This window comes from Brevundimonas bacteroides DSM 4726 (assembly GCF_000701445.1).
GTDB lineage: Bacteria > Pseudomonadota > Alphaproteobacteria > Caulobacterales > Caulobacteraceae > Brevundimonas > Brevundimonas bacteroides.
Genome location: NZ_JNIX01000009.1, coordinates 305,801 through 321,754, shown reverse-complemented (window position 1 = coordinate 321,754; position 15,954 = coordinate 305,801). Strand labels below are relative to the sequence as shown.

Genomic DNA, 15,954 nt, shown 5'->3' with positions numbered 1-15,954 from the left:
CCCTAGTGGCCGTGCTCGGCCTCGCCCTTGGCGAGTTCGGCTTTCAGGAGGAAGGCGTTGGTTCCGGCGATGCGCTCGGTCCCGGTCAGGCCGCTCAGGATTTCGGTTCGATCGCCGGCTTGCCGGCCGACCAGGACGGGGGCGGCGCGAAAACCCGTCGCGGTGCGCACAAACACCACGTTCGAACCCTCTACGGTTTGGACGGCGTCGGACGGGACCGTGAGGCCGCCGGCGGACTGGTCCGTGACCACAACGCCGGAGACGGCCGATCCTGCGGGCGGCAATCCCCCTCCGGTCGGCCGGGCGCGTATGATCGTTGCACCGCTTTCTTCGCTTGCATCGGCGGCGACGCCAGTGACGACGGCGTCGAACTCGCCCGCCGGTGCCTGCACGCGCACGGTCGAACCCGCGCGAACCTGGGCCGCGAGCGCGGGAGGCGCCGCGAAGATGATCTCGACCCGCGCCGGGTTGGTGACCTCGGCGATCACCCCGCCCTGGGCGGCGAAGCCGCCCGGCCCGACTTGAACGCTGGTTACAACCCCGCTGATGGGGCTGACGACGCTGAGTCGACCCGAGGCATTGGGAGAGCCGGCGGCCGAGACCCGCGCTCGCGCCGCGCGTGCGGCGGCGTCCGAACTCAGCGACTGAGCCCGCGATGTCTCGACTTCCTGACGCGCAACGACGCCGGCTTCTTCCAAGTTACGGTCACGCTCATAAGCGCGGCGAGCAGCATCCGCCGACGCGTTCGCGGCGTCCGCCTCGGCGCGCAGGGCAGCGGCATCGCCGCTGACCAGCACCGCCAGGGGCTGACCCGCGCGAACCGACTGCCCAGGTGCTACCAGAACTCTTTCGACGCGCCCGCCTACGCTTGCGGCGACGGCCGCGCGCGCGTCCACCATCGGCTCGACGCGCCCGGAAAGACGGGTCTCGCTTCCGCCGCCGCCCGTGACCGCGACGACCGAGATGTTCGCGGCGGCGATCTGCGCCTCGGTCAGGAGGACGACGCCTTCCTCGGCCGCGCCTTCCTCGGCATGACCTTCTTCACCTTCGACATGTTCTCCTTCGGCTGACGCGGCCGGTGCTTCGGCCGGCGAGCGTGACATGGCGTAGAGGCCCGCACCGCCAATCACGACGACGGCGGCGACCCCGGCCATGAGCCAGGTCTTGTTGATGTTGGGGGTGCGTTTCATTTCGATGATCCAAACGGGAAACGGCCTTGCAGGCGCGCGAGATCGACTTCCGCCCGGACCCGCGCGAGGCGGGCGTCAACGGCGGCGTTGCGGGCCGCGATCAGCGCGGCTCGGGATGAACTGAGTTCGAGTTGCGAGATGCGTCCGGCCTCAAAGCCGATCCGGGAGAGGCGATACGCCTCCTCTGCTGCCGTCACGCCGCCGTCGGTCGCCCAGACACGGCTGTTGGCGGATCGCAATCGAGCCTCAGCCCCGGCGAGATCGGCCTGCGCGGTCTGTGTCGCAGCCATAACGCGCGCGTCGGCGGCCCGAAACTCGGCCTGGGCGGCGTCGTAGTTGCCTCGGTTCCGGTCAAACAGCGGCAGCGGCATGCTGACCCCGAACGTCAGGGCTGTCGCGTCTTCGGCCTCGTAACGACGCACGCCGACCGAGACGCGGACGTCGGGCCTCGCGCGGACCCGCTCCACTTCGATCCGGCTCTCGGCGGCGGCGCGTTCGGCCTCGGCCACCCGCACTTCGGGCGACGTCGAGGAGGTCGGAACGAGCGCGGGCGGCTCCCGATCCAGCAGGCTGGCACCAATGGAGGTCACCGGGTTCGGCAGCATCGCCACGGCGGTCAGTCTCGCGAAGGCGGCGTCGCGTTCGGCTTGGGCCTCGTCGAGCGCGGCTCTCGCCGCCGCCGCTTGGCTCTGGGCCTGGATGCCACGAAACAGCGGCTCGCGGCCCTCCTCGACCAGGATCATCAGCGCCCGCGCGTCGGCGATCGTCAGGTCGAGCGCTTCCTGCGCCAACTGAAGTCGCCGCTCGGCCGCCTCGGCTTCGGCATAGGCGAGCGCCAGTCTGCCTGCCGCGTCCAGCGTGGCGAGGTCGCGCCGCAGCAGCGACGTTCTACCCTCCGCCTGGGCGACGCCCACCCTGGCGCTTCGCCGGCCCCAGAGTTCCAGGTCTTGGCTGACCGACAGGGTGGTCTCGGCGTTGTCGTAGCCGGAGAAGGGTCCACTGCCGAAGGCGTTCTCGGCTTCAAGGCTCAGTTCGGGGTTCGGCCGGACGCCCGCCTGACGGACGCGCGCTTCGGCCGCATCGACCAGGGCGTCGGCTTCCAGCGCTCCGGGCGTCAGGCCGATGCGTTCGAGCAGTTCTTCGTATGACGGCACGGGGTCGGCCCAGGCAGGGCCGATCGCGACGGTCGCCATGGCGACCACGGCGCAGCCGATCGCGAGACGCGAGCGGCAGAATTTCAGGGGTGGCATGTTCCATGTCCCAGAGGTTCCAAACGATTGACGAGCGCCATCAGGCGCAGGGCATCGTCAGGCTCTGGGAGGGCGCTTGGGACCGCTGGGGGTGCGTGAATCCAGGGGCTCGGACGCCGGTAGGAGCGGCGTCGTGGTCGAGTCGGGGGTCGCTGCCGCCGGCTCCGGGGCCAGCGGCAAGGGCGCGCCACCGTGGTGACAGTGACCATGCGAACAGATCGCATGGTCTTCACCAAGGTCGCCGGATTCCGTGTCCAGCGAGCCGGATGAGGCTTCGGCGGAGGTCGAGTGCGCCGGCTCCAACGCGCAGGTCGCGGCGTCCACGGCGGACGAAAGCACGAACAGCGACATGAACGCCGCGAGCACCGCCGCCATCCATCCTCGTTTGAGCCGCATCATGTCCACGCGGCCCCATAGCATGAGGCGCGTTGAAGAACACGTCCTTCTCGCACGAGCGCTGCGTCGCGCCCCAGCTTTGCCGAACCAGCCAATCATGAACCCTGCCTCAACTCGTCGCGCGACTGGCGAACGATCGCCCAGGCCGACTGAAGGAAGACCAAGGCCAGGATAACGCCCGCGATCAGGTCGGGCCAGCGCGAAGCGGTGATCCACACCAAACCGCCTGCCGCCGCGACGACCAGGCTCTCGATGAGATCGTTGCGGGTGCAGAGCCAGACGGACCGGACATTGGCGTCGCCGTCACGGTGGCGAACCAGCAGCAGGGCGGCGATGCCGTTGGCGACGAAGCCGAGCAGTCCCAGCCCTGAGATGACGGCCCCCTCCGGCGGCGCCCCCGACACGGCGCGCCAGATCGCGAAGCCCAGGATGAAGGCGGCGAGCAGCCCGAGGCTCGCGCCCTTCAGCAGGGCCGCGCCCGCCCTGATCCGCGTCGAGCGACCGATAGCCCATAGGCTGATCGCGTAGGTCGCGCTGTCGGCCAAGAAATCCAGAGCGTTCGCCCCCAGCGCCGCCGAACCTTGCAGCCAGGCGCCCCCGGCCAACGCCACGAACGCGAGGGCGTTGATGGCGATCACCGACCAAAGGATGCGGCGATAGGCGGGCGTGGCGCCGTCAAACTTGACGGCGGCGCCGCATCCGCAGCCGGCGGAAGGCTCATTCAGGATCGGCTGGCTCACGGGCGACCTCCAAGTGGGAGAGACCCTTCTGCATCCTCTAGCCACTAGAGGATCAAGCGCCTATTTTCACGAGATGGCCTCCACCTCCCTGTCCACGCGAAGCATCGGGAGATTAGCCGCGCTCACGGGCGTGAAGGTCCCCACCATCCGCTTCTACGAGCAGATCGGGATCATGCCCGCCCCGGAGCGGACCGCGAGCGATCGCCGCGTGTACGACGACGCGGCACTGCGCCGGCTGTCGTTTGTCCGCCACGCCCGTGACCTGGGCTTCGACCTGGACTCGATCCGCTCGCTGCTGGACCTAGCCGATGAACCGGAGCGGCCGTGCGGCGAGGCCAACGCAATCGCCGACCGCCACCTCGCGGTGGTCACGGGAAAAATCGCTCGATTGAAGGCCCTTCAGGCCGAACTCTCCCGGATGACGGCCGAGTGCGCCGGTGGGCGCGTCTCGGCCTGCAAGGTGATCGAGGTCCTACATGATCACGACCGCTGTGGCGCCGATCACGGCGGCACGAGGTCGGACTTCTAACCCGGCTAGGCGGCTTTGCGCGTCGGTCGGGCGCGCGGCAGGCCAACGCATTCCTTCAAAAGGAAGTCCGACAACGCCTGAAGGTTCTCCTGGTCCACGCGATAGAGGATGGACCGGCCGTCCCGCTGATACTGAACCAATCGGGCATGGGACAGCATCATCAACTGGGTAGAGAGGGTGTTCTGCGCGACCCCCAGCCGTTTCGCAATGTCGCCGGACTTCATGCCCTCCGGCGGCGCCTCTTTGGCGAGAAGCCGAAGAATCTCTACCCGCGACACGGTCGAAAGGGCCGAGAAGCCCATCATCACGACTGCCATATCCATAATTCGGACTCCTCCGATACGTTGAACTTCGGACTCTACCGAAAATCCGTTGTTCGTCAAGGTGTTCATCTGTCACGAACCGTGACACCGGGTCTATGTCGTGAATCCTGACATTCGAGGGTGTTCTACGTCAAGAATATTGACATACGGTGATACGCCGATATATCGTTGACCTAGACATGTCGCTGCTTTATGAAGTCGCCTCATTCCCGAGCGAGAGTGAGGAGGATGGAGCATGGAAGGGACGCCTGAAGAGACGCTGTGCCAGCCGACAGCGGATGACGTCGGTTCACCGTCGAGCGAACCGGTCGCAACCTCGATCGATCAAGGCGCAGGCTCCGGCCTCCAAGTTGACGAGTTCTACACGTTCGTGATCGCGCGGGCGGGCTCCACGCCATGAACCGGAAGCCACAGGACCTGCGCGTTCGTATGCTTCATTGCCTGTGCGAGGGCATGTCGCAGCGTTCCTGCGAGCGCATCTTCGACGTCAGTCAGAACACCGTCGCCAAGCTGTTCGCCGAAGTCGGTGATTGGGCCATCGCCCACATGAAGACGCTCAAGAATCTGCACATCGCCAACATCCAAGCCGACGAACTGCATTCGTTCGTTGGGGCGAAGGAAAAGAACTTGTCGGACATGATCGACCCACCCGAGGGCGCTGGCCGTGTCTGGACCTACCTCGCCATGTGCGCGGATTTTAAGCTGATCTTCGAATACCACCTCGGCGATCAGGACGCTCTCAACGCCAGCGAGTTCCTAAAGAACGTGGCGGGGAAATTGGAACGGAGCCCGGACGGCGGGTTCGTCGTTCGGCCGCACCTCGCGACCGATGGCCTGAAGGCCTACACGAAGGCTTTCAGGAACGCGTTTGGCGCGGACGCTGACTACGGCATCCTGGAGAAGCAATACGACAAGCAGGACAAGAACGGGAACAAGGCGCCGGGCGGACGCTACATCGGCGCCAATCGAAAAAAGGGCTCCGGCGACTGGCGCGTCGAAGACACCCACACGTCATACATCGAGCGCCAGAATCTGAATCTGCGAATGGGAAACCGGCGCTTCAACCGGAAGACCAACGCCTTCTCCAAAACGATGCTGAACCACGAGCGGCACATCGCCATGTGGGCCGTCTATCACAACTACTGTTGGATTCCGCGCCCGATGCGGCCTCGCCTTCAGCCCGATGGAACGCGCAGCCGCCAATGGATCAAGAGGGACCCGGCGGCGATCGCGGCCGGCCTTGCAACGCGGCTCTGGTCGGTCGCCGACATGCTCACGATGGCGGACGACTTCACGGCCGAACGCCGACTGGTGGAGTCCGAGCAGGGCGAAGAGCCGCCGTCCGAGCCGATCCTGATCGAAGTTTCGGACGACGATGTCGTGCTGGCCCCGTCGCATTGGGTTTATTCGAGCACCACGCACCAATCTACCAAGGTTCACAAAGCAGAATGCGCTTTTTGCCGCGACGGCCAGGGCCGCAAGGCCGGTGCCAAGTCGTCGGGGGTCTGGATGCCCTACTATTCGCTGGAAGACGCGATCGCCGCATCGGTCGCCATACAGCCCGATGACCATTCGATTTGTAACGTCTGCCTGGGGGACTATTTCAAGCGGGGCTACTACCCCTAGACGACCCAGACCCCCATCCCCTGGCATCGTTTGGATCACGATACCTAACCCCTAAGTTCAAACTGCGTCACCACCTCCGAACATTCATGCTTGACTCCGTATCACGATACGGAACTTAAGGAGTGCGCCTCGGATTGAGAAGATCACGGAGGCCGACATGAGCAAGACCGCCACCATCCACCGCATGGTGATGCCCGACCACACCTGTCCCTGGGGGCTGAAAGCCCGTCACCTGTTGAAGAGCCGAGGCTACAAGGTCGAGGACCACTGGCTGACCACCCGCGAGCAGGTGGACGCCTTCAAGGCCGAACACGGGGTCATGACCACGCCCCAAGTTGTCATCGACGGACGGAGGATCGGAGGTCACGACGACCTGCGCCGTTTTCTCGGACTGAAAGTGCGCGACCCCAAGGCGACGACCTATACGCCGGTCCTGGTCGTCTTCCTGACCACGGCGGTCATGGCGGCCATGCTCAGCCTGACAGTCTACGGCACGCCGCTGACCCTCCGCGCCGGAGAATGGTTCATCGCCTTGTCGATGATGGCGCTGGCCATGCTGAAGCTCCAGAACATCGAGAGCTTCTCGTCCATGTTCCTGAACTACGACCTGTTGGCCAAACGCTGGGTGCCCTACGGCAAGGTCTACCCCTTCGCCGAGTTCGGAGCGGGGGCGCTGATGTTGGCAGGGGTGCTGACCTGGCTGTCGGTCCCGGTCGCCCTGTTCATTGGCGGCATCGGCGCGGTCTCGGTGTTCAAGGCCGTCTACATCGACAAGCGCGAGCTGAAGTGCGCCTGCGTCGGCGGCGACAGCAATGTGCCGCTAGGCTTCTTGTCGCTGACCGAGAACCTGATGATGCTCGCCATGGCGGTGTGGATGGCGTTTATGACATACGGCCAAGCTGGCACGATGGCCATGTGAAGCCGGATGTGCGGCTTTGGGAGCGCCGTTGCGCTAGGTCTGCTATCGATTAGGTCGGCCAGGATGTGATGTCGGACTATCCGTGGCAGACTGTGCTGTGACGGGAGGTTTTAGACGGCTTTTGCAGTCCCAGTCGGGCTGATGAGCACAGCCGCAGCTCGAAGGCGTAACGCAGCAAAGCGCCTCCATCGACGCTTGCGACTTCCTGCAAACGCCGGTGTAGGCGGCCGCCGACGAAGCAATGTTGGCCGCGACAGTCTATCGGTCCGTTGCCACTTCAAACGTCAGTGTTGCGTTATTGGTGGTGAAACGTCCTCCGCCCTCGGTCGGAGCGTCAAGCGTCGCGGCCACCAGCATGACGGGACCTATAGTGCCCTCGGGTAGCTCGAGCCGGCCGTTCCCATCGGTTTGAACCTCACGGCGTTGGTCCTGACCGAACCTGATCGTCACCGGATGGGCCGACATCGGATTACCATTGCGGACCAGCTGGAAGCGGGTCGGAGCAGTCCGGCCGGGCTCGAACTCCGGAAGGAACTCCACTTCCAGCCCTCCAGCGCCGTTCACCGCCGGGGTGCACGTCTGGAAACAGACAAACGTCTTGGCAAGTCTGCGCGACCGGATCTGGAGTGTCGCGCCTTCTGGCAGCAGACGCCGCACCGTCGCAACCTCTTCGGCCTTGAAGGGATGCTCCTCCAGATAGGTGTCGACCTGGTCCGGCCTCCAGCTCGTTTCGCCCCAAATGGTCTGCAGCGTCACCGACGCCATTCCCTGACTTTCGCTGGACACCGTCAAACGGAGAGACTGGGGCTGAGCCGTGACCGTGACATCCGCGGGGCGGCCAGCAACGAGAGCTTGAAGATCGGCGATGCGCGTGGGCTGCGAACCGATGTTGAGGGCAGGGAAATCAGACGACGAGGTTGCATGAACAATCAGCGGCTGGCCAGCGGGCCTGACGAAGCGCTCCGGCGCGAGAAAGAAGTCGTGGGCGACCGCCGCCCCGCCGAACAGGCTTAAAGCCACGGCCGCAGCCAGTGTGGAACGCGCTCTCATGCCCTAAGCCTCTCGCTGGTTGACTGCGCGACCGGGGCCTGCGCCGACCGAACTCGTGAAACGCCTATCTACCCAAGCCCTAGGGACCCTGCACCCCCTTAGCGACGATGTCGTGCCGTCCCCGTGTTTGGGAATATGCCAAAACAGAATGAAACGACCGCGTCTGCAGGCTAGTCGGTCGACTCAGATCGCCTGCCTGCAGACCGAGAGGCAAATCCGACATGCTTCCCCGCAGAAAAATCGTGCACGGGGAGTGCCGTGTTCGAGCGCTGAAACGCACTGAAAGCCGGTGAAGCCGAGCGACCGGTGATGTTTGCCTGGTGGGTAGCCTGGTGGGTAAGCGGTCATTCAGACAAGAAATCTGAAAGAAAACAACACACTAGACAGCCAAGTGGCTCCGCGGGTAGGATTCGAACCTACGACCAGCCGATTAACAGTCGGCTGCTCTACCACTGAGCTACCGCGGAACAGCTGCTCGGGAGGCGCGCCTATAGCAGCGGCTTTCCGCGTCGCGCAACGGGAAATCTCATCCGTGTCGATCCTGCCTGTCGAAGACCCCGACGATCCCCGCGTCGCCGCCTTCCGCGACATCCGCGAGCGCGATCTGACGGGGCGCGAGGGGCTGTTCATTGCCGAGGGCGAGGTGGTGCTGAACGTGCTGCTGTCGCCGCAGTCGCTGTGTCGGCCGAGGGCGGTCTTGATGGCGGCGCACCGGATCGAGCGCCGGGCAGAGCTGCTGGCGCGGGTTCCGGACGGCGTGCCGGTCTATGCGGCGTCGCAGGCGGTGCTGGACCGGATCGCGGGGTTCGAGCTGCATCGAGGCATGCTGGCGCTTGGTGAGAAGCCGGTCCCTTCGGATGGCGAAACGATTCTGCGACAGCTGGGCGAGCGGGCCGTGGTGCTGGCGGTGTCGGGCGTCGGCAATCACGACAACATGGGCGGGCTGTTTCGCAACGCGGCGGCGTTTGGCGCGGCGGCGGTGCTGAGGGATGACCGCTGCTGCGACCCCTTTTACCGCAAGAGCATTCGGGTCTCGGTGGGCGCGGTGCTGAGGACGCCGACGGCCATCTCGGGGCCGCCCGCGATCCTGATCGAGCAGCTGGAGGCGGCCGGATTTGAGGTGATCGCCCTGTCGCCGTCGGCGCGAGAGCCTCTTACGGCCGTGCGGCGGGAGGGGCGACAGGCGCTGCTGGTCGGGTCCGAGGGGCCGGGCCTGCCGTCAGCGATCTTGGATCGGGTTCGGACCGTCGGCATTCCGATGGCCGGAGGCTTCGACTCGTTGAATGTGGCGACCTCGGCGGCGATCGCGCTCCACCATGTGTGCGATCCGCCACAGCCGTGACTGTCGTTAAAAATTCAAGCCATTAACGCTTCATCCGCCTTGATGAACGGCGGTTTCCGTGACGCTATGGAGGTCCGGGGAGGACGACATGGCTGGGTTGTTGAGCTTCATGGGCCGCAATGTGCGGATCGTGGTCGCGGTGGCGGTCGTCGCCGCCAGCGTCGGCGCGGCTGGCGCGATCGGCTGGATGACCGCGCCGATCTAGGGTCGATCCCGAAGAGATCGCGATGGAGGCCTGACCGGGAATCGAACCCGGGTGCAAGGATTTGCAGTCCTCTGCGTCACCACTCCGCCATCAGGCCCTGAGACCCCTCGACGGGGCCCCGCGATCGCGAGGCGCGTTCGCTATCAGATCGATCCGAGGCCTGCAATGAGGCCGTCGCAAACATTGTCCGGCGCGGCGCGCGACCCTATAAGCGCGCCAGTTTTCCTCTGAACGCCGTCAGGACGCCCGCCGCATGGACTTCGCCGCCGCCCGCAAGGTTATGGTCGACAGCCAGGTCCGCGTGAGCGATGTCACCGACCGGTCGCTGCAGGCCGCGCTGCTGGCCGTGCCGCGCGAACGGTTCTGCGCCCCGGACCGCGCCTTCACCGCCTATGGCGAGGTCGAGGTCGAGATAGCCAACGGCCGTCGTCTGATGCAGGCCCGCGAGGTCGCCAAGCTGATCCAGGCGCTCGACGTCCGCGAGGACGAGACGGCTCTGGCCATTGCGGCCCCCTATGCCGCGGCGGTGCTGGCCCGGCTGGGCCTGAAGGTCACCGCGCAGGAAGCCGATCCGGCGGTGATGGAGGTCGTCGCCCCGGCTCTGGCGGAGGCCGGCGTGGAAGCTGTGGTCGCGCTCTTGGCCCAGCCGTCGGGCGAGGGCTACGATGTGATCGTGTCCGAGGCCGCCGTGGCGGTGAAGCCCGAGGTCTGGCTGGCGGCGCTGCGGGTCGGCGGTCGGCTGGCGGTCGTGGAGCGCCACGGGCCGAACGGCCGGGCGGTCCTGTATGTGAAGGGCCAGGGCGGGGTGTCGCGGCGCGAACTGTTCGATGCGGCGCCGCCTGTTTTGCAGGAAATGACGCCGGCGCCCGCCTTCGCCCTCTGATCGCCGGATTGGACGAGCATCGGACTGGCGTTCGCGTGAAAAAAACTTAACTGGCGCAAGGCGAAGCTCTTACGCACTACGCCGTTCGTGGGATACCGGCGCCGGGCTGGCGCACCGAAGGATCAGGTCATGTTCAAACGTTCGCGCGCGCTCGCCTCGGTCGCCGTCATCGCCGTGGCGGTGTCGACGGCGGCTCCGGCCTTCGCCGATACGCTGCGGGACGCCATCGCGCTCGCCTATCGCACCAATCCGACGCTGCAGGCGCAGCGGGCGAATCAGCGGGCGGTCGACGAACTGGTGCCCCAGGCGCGCGCCGGACTGCGCCCGGATGTGTCAGCCTCGGTGTCGGCGAGTTACACGCGTCGGGATGCGCCGGACACGGAAGGCATCGATTTCAACAACGACGGCGTTTTCGATGTCCAGCCGTCAGACAACATTACCGAGGATGAGACCGGAAGCGCCCAGATCGGCCTGAACCAGACCCTCTATTCCGGCGGCCGTGTCGCACGAGGCATCGATGCGGCCGAGGCCAATGTGCGCAGCGGGCGCGAGCAGCTGCGCGCGGTCGAGCAGTCGGTGCTGGGCTCGGTCATCCAGGCCTACGTCGACGTGCTGCGCGACATGGAGATCCTGCGCATCCGAGAGGCCAACCTCGGCGTCCTGCAACGCCAGCTGGAGGAATCCAACGCTCGCTTCGAGGTCGGCGAGATCACCCGCACCGACGTGGCCCAGTCCGAGGCGCGCCTGGCCCAGTCCGAATCGGACCTGGCCGGGGCCCAGTCGCAGCTCTCGGTGTCGCGCGCGGTCTACGCGGCCGTCGTCGGGCAGGCGCCCGCCAACCTTGAACAGCCGCCGGCATTGCCGGGCGTGCCCGCAGATTTCGAATCCGCGCTGGACATCGGCCTCGCCGAAAACCCCAGCGTCCTCGCGGCTCAGTATGAACTTCAGGCCGCAGAGGCGCAGGTGGCGCAGGCGCGCTCGCAGTTCATGCCCTCCGTGGGTCTTTCGGCCTCTTATGGCGGCCAGGACGAACTGTCGTCGTTCAACCTCAGCCGGAACACGGCGTTTCAGGCAGGCGCCACGCTTACGGTGCCCCTGTTCACCGGCGGCCTGAACCGCAGCCGGGTCGCCCAGGCGCTCGAACAGGCCAACGCCGCCAAGATCGCCATCCGGGGCGAAGAGCGGACGGTGCTGCAGAACGTCAGCACCTCCTACGCCCAGATCATCCAGGCCAACGCCCAGCTGGCGGCGGGCGAAGAGGGTGTGCGCGCCGCCCGCATCGCCGCCGAGGGCGTGCGTCAGGAGCAGCAGGTCGGCCTGCGCACCACGCTTGACGTGCTGAACGCCGAGCTGGAACTCCGCAACGCCGAGATCACGCTCGCCCAAGCGCGCCGCAATCAGTACGTCGCTCAGGCCAACCTGCTGGCCTCGATGGGCCGGTTGAGCGGCGAGGACCTGGATCCGACCCTCGACATCTACGACCCGACCGTCAACGCCGACCGCGTGCGCAATCGCGGCGGCCTGCCGTGGGACTTCGCCGTCGAGGCGCTTGACCGCATCGCCTCGCCGCCGGTCACGCCCGCCAACGACGGACCGCAGGCGCCCATCGACGATCAGCTGAACGGCGAAATCATCCGGACGGCGCCGCAGGGTCAGTAGGCCGGATTAACCAACGAGGCGAAAAAGTCTCGTTGATTCCGCTGGTCGTTGATGCGACGAACGGGACAGGGCTGGCCGGGGGTCGGTCCACAGTCTCTCGTCCATGTTTTCGCCTTCCCGAAGGTTCGCTCGAGGCCCGACCATGACCGACACGACCGCTCAAGAACCGACGATGGAAGAGATCCTGGCGTCGATCCGCCGGATCATCTCGGAAGATGACGCGCCCGCCGCCGAGGCCGCGCCCGCGGCGGCCGAGCCTGCGCCGGAGCCTGAAGTCGCGCCCGAGCCCGAGCCCGTCATGGCGACTGAGCCGGAGCCCGAGCCTGAGCCCGCGCCCGCCGAAGAGGAAGTGCTGGAGCTGACCGAGCGCTATGAGGCGCCGGCGGTGGAAAGCATTGGCGATCTGGACGTTTCGGCCCACGAAGAGCCCGAACCCGAACCCTTCCCGACCGCCTTCCAGCCGGAGCCCGAGCCCGTGCATCACGCGCCCGCCACGTCCGAAACCTCCGCTCCGGTCGAGGCGCTGGTGGGTGCTGGCGCGGCCGCCAGCGCGGCCTCGGCCTTTGCCGGCCTGACTGCCAGCCTCGCAAGGCCCGAACCTGCGGCGCTGGCCGGCGGCAGCGGGCCGACCATCGACGCCCTGGCGCGCGAACTGTTGCGGCCGATGCTCAAGGAATGGCTCGACGCCAACCTGCCCGGCATCGTCGAGGCCGCCGTACGCAAGGAAGTCGAACGCATCGCCCGCAGCGCGGGCTAGCCCCGCTCGCAGCTAGCGACTAGATCGGACGGGGCGGTCCAGACGGGCCGCCCCTTTTGCTTTTCCTCCCACCGTGCACCCCGGCGCAGGCCGGGGTCCAGATGGAGGTCTCGTTCGCCGAAGCGGTCCCGGGTGCGCTGTCCCAGCCAACTGGTCCGCGATCTGGACCCCGGCCTTCGCCGGGGTGCACGGCGGATGGGGGCTCCGGCAAAGACCGAAACGCCGACCATGCTTGAGAAGACTTTCGACCCCAAGGCCGCCGAACCCCGCCTGTATGCGATGTGGGAGAGCTCGGGCCTGTTTGCGCCACGGACCGAAGGCGCGGCCGAGGCCTATTCGATCGTCATTCCGCCGCCGAACGTGACGGGGTCGCTGCACATCGGCCATGCGCTGAACAATACGCTTCAGGACATTCTGGCCCGCTATCACCGGATGCGGGGCAAGGCGGTGCTGTGGCTGCCCGGCACCGACCACGCCGGCATCGCCACCCAGATGGTGGTCGAGCGCCAGCTGGCGGCCCAGGGCAATGTCGGCCGGCGCGACATGGGCCGCGACGCCTTCGTGGCCAAGGTCTGGGAATGGAAGGCCGAGAGCGGGGGGACCATCGTCCAGCAGCTGCGCCGCCTGGGCGCCTCGTGCGACTGGAGCCGGGAGCGGTTCACCCTGGACGAGGGGCTGAACGCGGCGGTGCGCAAGGTCTTCGTCGAGCTGCACCGCAAGGGCCTGATCTATCGCGACAAGCGACTGGTGAACTGGGACCCGCAGTTCCAGACGGCGATCAGCGACCTGGAGGTCGAGCAGCGCGAGGTCGACGGCCACTACTGGCACTTCGCCTATCCGCTCGCGGACGGCGTGACCTACGAACACCCCATCGCCTTCGACGAGCTGGGCGAGGCGACGGAGTTTGAGACCCGGGACTACATCGTCGTGGCGACGACGCGGCCGGAGACCATGCTGGGCGACACCGGGGTGGCGGTGCATCCAGACGACGCGCGCTATGCCGGGCTGGTCGGCAAGTTCGTGACCCTGCCCATCGTCGGGCGGCGCATCCCGATCGTGGCCGACGACTACGCCGATCCGACCAAGGGCTCGGGCGCGGTGAAGATCACGCCCGCCCATGATTTCAATGACTTCGGCGTCGGAAAGCGTGCGGGAGTTCAGGCGATCAACGTCATGGACGCCTTTGCGCGGATCACCACGGCGGGCGCTCCGGACCTGCCGGTCGAATACGACGGCATGGACCGGTTTGCGGCGAGGAAGGCCATCGTCGCCCGCGCCGAGGAAGAGGGCTGGCTGAAGGACATCGAGAAGACGAAGCACGTCGTGCCCCACGGCGACCGCTCGGGCGTGGTCATCGAGCCGTGGCTGACGGACCAGTGGTACGTTGATGCCGCGACCCTGGCCCAGCCTGCGCTGAAGGCGGTCGAGCAGGGCGACACGGTCTTCGAGCCCAAGTCCTACGAGAAGATCTACTTCGAGTGGCTGCGAAACATCGAGCCCTGGTGCATCAGCCGCCAGCTCTGGTGGGGCCACCGGATCCCGGCCTGGTATGACGCCGATGGAAACATCTACGTCGCCGAAACCGAGGAAGAGGCGAGGGCGCAAGCAGCCGGGAAGACCCTGACGCAGGACGAGGATGTGCTGGACACCTGGTTCAGCTCCGCCCTGTGGCCCTTCTCGACCATGGGCTGGCCGGAAGACACCGACGACCTGAAGCGCTTCTACCCGACATCGGACCTGGTCACGGCGGCCGACATCATCTTCTTCTGGGTGGCCCGGATGATGATGATGGGGCTGCACTTCATGGATGAGGTCCCGTTCCGGCGGGTCATCATCAACGGCCTGGTCCGCGACGAGAAGGGCCAGAAGATGAGCAAGTCCAAGGGGAACGTCATCGATCCCCTGACCATCATCGACGAGCTGGGGGCCGACCCCCTGCGCTTCACCATGGCCATCCTGTCGGGCACGCGCGACATCAAGTTGTCGAAGCAGCGCATTGAGGGCTATCGCAATTTCGGCACCAAGCTGTGGAACGCGGCGCGCTTTTCCCAGATGAACGACTGCGCCCGCGCCCCGGGATTCGACCCGGCGACGGTGCAGCAGACCATCAACCGCTGGGTCCGGGGCGAACTGACCAAGGCCGAGCGCCAGGTGTCGGAAGCCATCGAGGGCGGTCGGTTCGACGACGCGGCGTCGGCGCTCTACCGCTTCGTCTGGAACGTCTTCTGCGACTGGTACCTGGAGCTGGCCAAGCCCGTGTTCCAGGGCGCCGACGATGCCGCCAAGGCCGAGACCCGGGCCATGACGGCGTGGACGCTGGACCAGACGCTGAAGCTTCTGCATCCGGTCATGCCCTTCATCACGGAGGAGCTGTGGGCCGAACTCGGCAGGGCCGGAGCGGCGCGGGACGAGGCCATGCTGCTGGGCGCAGCGTGGCCGGTGCTGCCGGATGAGTCCGTCGATTCCGACGCCGAGGACGAGATCGGCTGGCTGGTCGATCTGGTGGGCGAGATCCGGGCCCTGCGCGGCGAGATGAACGTGCCCCCAGCCGCCAAGCCGCCCCTGACTTTTGTGCAACCCGACACGACGACCGCCGCCCGGATCGAGCGGCACCGCGACCTGATCCTGACACTTGCACGGGTGTCGGAGGTCGCCGTGTCCGAGGCGGCGCCGGAGGGGGCCGTGACGATCGTCTCGGGCGGCTCGGCTGCGGCCCTGTCGTTGGCCGGCGTCATCGACGTGACGGCCGAGCTGGCTCGCCTGACCAAGGAGGTCGCGGCGGCCGAGAGCGATATCGGCCACGTCATGAAGAAGCTGGGCAACCCCAACTTCGTCGACCGCGCTGCGCCCGAGGTGGTCGAGGAGCAACGCGCCAAGCTGGCCGAGGCCGAGGCGACCAAAGCGCGTCTGCAGGCGGCGTTGGGGCGGTTGGCGGGGCTCTAGCGCATCCGGGGCATGGTGATGCTGACACTCTCCGCGGCGACGAGCATGCCGCGCCGCGTGGCCGGGATCAGCAGGAGCGCCGCGACCAGGACGGCCAGGGCGAACAGGACGGAGATCACGCGCATCCGCGCCTCCTGAAACG

General features: G+C 66.6%; 14 protein-coding genes and 2 tRNA genes. 8 read left to right on the top strand and 8 right to left on the bottom strand.

The window, feature by feature from the left end:
• Positions 1-2 precede the first annotated feature (2 nt).
• The 3 genes from Q333_RS0108980 to Q333_RS0108965 all read right to left on the bottom strand — a co-directional run bounded on the left by Q333_RS0108980 (position 3) and on the right by Q333_RS0108965 (position 3,576).
• A complete protein-coding gene (locus tag Q333_RS0108980; RefSeq protein ID WP_029416410.1) occupies positions 3-1,190 on the bottom strand; it encodes an efflux RND transporter periplasmic adaptor subunit in 1,188 nt (395 codons plus the stop codon).
• A complete protein-coding gene (locus Q333_RS0108975) occupies positions 1,187-2,440 on the bottom strand; it encodes a TolC family protein (protein WP_029416409.1) in 1,254 nt (417 codons plus the stop codon). Before Q333_RS0108975 ends, Q333_RS0108980 begins: the two co-directional genes overlap by 4 nt.
• 491 nt (positions 2,441-2,931) lie before the next feature.
• Positions 2,932-3,576: a cation transporter gene (locus Q333_RS0108965; protein ID WP_029416407.1), complete on the bottom strand. Its 645-nt coding sequence runs from the start codon at positions 3,574-3,576 to the stop codon at positions 2,932-2,934.
• A gap of 73 nt (positions 3,577-3,649) precedes the next feature.
• Here Q333_RS0108965 and Q333_RS0108960 point away from each other — a divergent pair, with 73 nt between their 5' ends.
• On the top strand, positions 3,650-4,105 hold the full coding sequence (locus Q333_RS0108960; protein WP_029416406.1) for a MerR family transcriptional regulator: 456 nt from the start codon (positions 3,650-3,652) through the stop codon (positions 4,103-4,105).
• Between the two features lie 5 nt (positions 4,106-4,110).
• Here Q333_RS0108960 and Q333_RS0108955 read toward each other — a convergent pair whose 3' ends face one another.
• Positions 4,111-4,497 carry an ArsR/SmtB family transcription factor gene (locus Q333_RS0108955; protein ID WP_084175862.1) on the bottom strand — a complete coding sequence of 129 codons (387 nt, stop codon included), beginning with the start codon at positions 4,495-4,497 and terminating at the stop codon, positions 4,111-4,113.
• A gap of 327 nt (positions 4,498-4,824) precedes the next feature.
• On the opposite strand from Q333_RS0108955, the gene Q333_RS0108945 reads away from it, so the two are divergent.
• Together Q333_RS0108945 and Q333_RS0108940 are read left to right on the top strand one after the other, a co-directional pair.
• A complete protein-coding gene (locus Q333_RS0108945) occupies positions 4,825-6,054 on the top strand; it encodes a hypothetical protein (RefSeq protein ID WP_157072408.1) in 1,230 nt (409 codons plus the stop codon).
• A gap of 157 nt (positions 6,055-6,211) precedes the next feature.
• A complete protein-coding gene (locus tag Q333_RS0108940) occupies positions 6,212-6,973 on the top strand; it encodes a glutaredoxin family protein (RefSeq protein WP_029416403.1) in 762 nt (253 codons plus the stop codon).
• Between the two features lie 258 nt (positions 6,974-7,231).
• Here the strand turns inward: Q333_RS0108940 and Q333_RS0108935 are convergent, their stop codons facing one another.
• Both Q333_RS0108935 and Q333_RS0108930 read right to left on the bottom strand, forming a co-directional pair.
• A complete protein-coding gene (locus Q333_RS0108935) occupies positions 7,232-8,023 on the bottom strand; it encodes a DUF4198 domain-containing protein (protein ID WP_051651209.1) in 792 nt (263 codons plus the stop codon).
• 392 nt (positions 8,024-8,415) lie between these two features.
• A tRNA-Asn gene (locus Q333_RS0108930) sits at positions 8,416-8,490 on the bottom strand.
• Positions 8,491-8,555: 65 nt separating this feature from the next.
• On the opposite strand from Q333_RS0108930, the gene Q333_RS0108925 reads away from it, so the two are divergent.
• The gene (locus Q333_RS0108925; RefSeq protein WP_029416401.1) at positions 8,556-9,365 is read left to right on the top strand and encodes a TrmH family RNA methyltransferase; all 810 of its coding nucleotides are present in this window, start codon (positions 8,556-8,558) and stop codon (positions 9,363-9,365) included.
• A 228-nt stretch (positions 9,366-9,593) separates the two neighbouring features.
• On the opposite strand, the gene Q333_RS0108915 is transcribed toward Q333_RS0108925, so the two are convergent.
• Positions 9,594-9,667 (bottom strand) — tRNA-Cys (locus Q333_RS0108915).
• 156 nt (positions 9,668-9,823) lie between these two features.
• Between Q333_RS0108915 and Q333_RS0108910 the strand changes: the two genes are divergently transcribed.
• The 4 genes from Q333_RS0108910 (at position 9,824) to Q333_RS0108895 (ending at position 15,812) form a co-directional block, all read left to right on the top strand.
• The gene (locus tag Q333_RS0108910) at positions 9,824-10,453 is read left to right on the top strand and encodes a protein-L-isoaspartate O-methyltransferase family protein (protein WP_029416400.1); all 630 of its coding nucleotides are present in this window, start codon (positions 9,824-9,826) and stop codon (positions 10,451-10,453) included.
• Positions 10,454-10,582: 129 nt separating this feature from the next.
• Entirely contained in the window at positions 10,583-12,112 is a 1,530-nt protein-coding gene (locus Q333_RS0108905; RefSeq protein ID WP_029416399.1) for a TolC family outer membrane protein, read from the top strand.
• Between the two features lie 142 nt (positions 12,113-12,254).
• Positions 12,255-12,869, top strand: a complete 615-nt coding sequence (locus Q333_RS0108900; RefSeq protein ID WP_029416398.1) for a DUF2497 domain-containing protein — start codon at positions 12,255-12,257, stop codon at positions 12,867-12,869.
• Between the two features lie 228 nt (positions 12,870-13,097).
• A complete protein-coding gene (locus Q333_RS0108895; RefSeq protein ID WP_029416397.1) occupies positions 13,098-15,812 on the top strand; it encodes a valine--tRNA ligase in 2,715 nt (904 codons plus the stop codon).
• On the opposite strand, the gene Q333_RS17970 is transcribed toward Q333_RS0108895, so the two are convergent.
• On the bottom strand, positions 15,809-15,937 hold the full coding sequence (locus tag Q333_RS17970) for a hypothetical protein (RefSeq protein ID WP_281173715.1): 129 nt from the start codon (positions 15,935-15,937) through the stop codon (positions 15,809-15,811). The genes Q333_RS0108895 and Q333_RS17970 overlap by 4 nt on opposite strands.
• Positions 15,938-15,954: the final 17 nt, after the last annotated feature.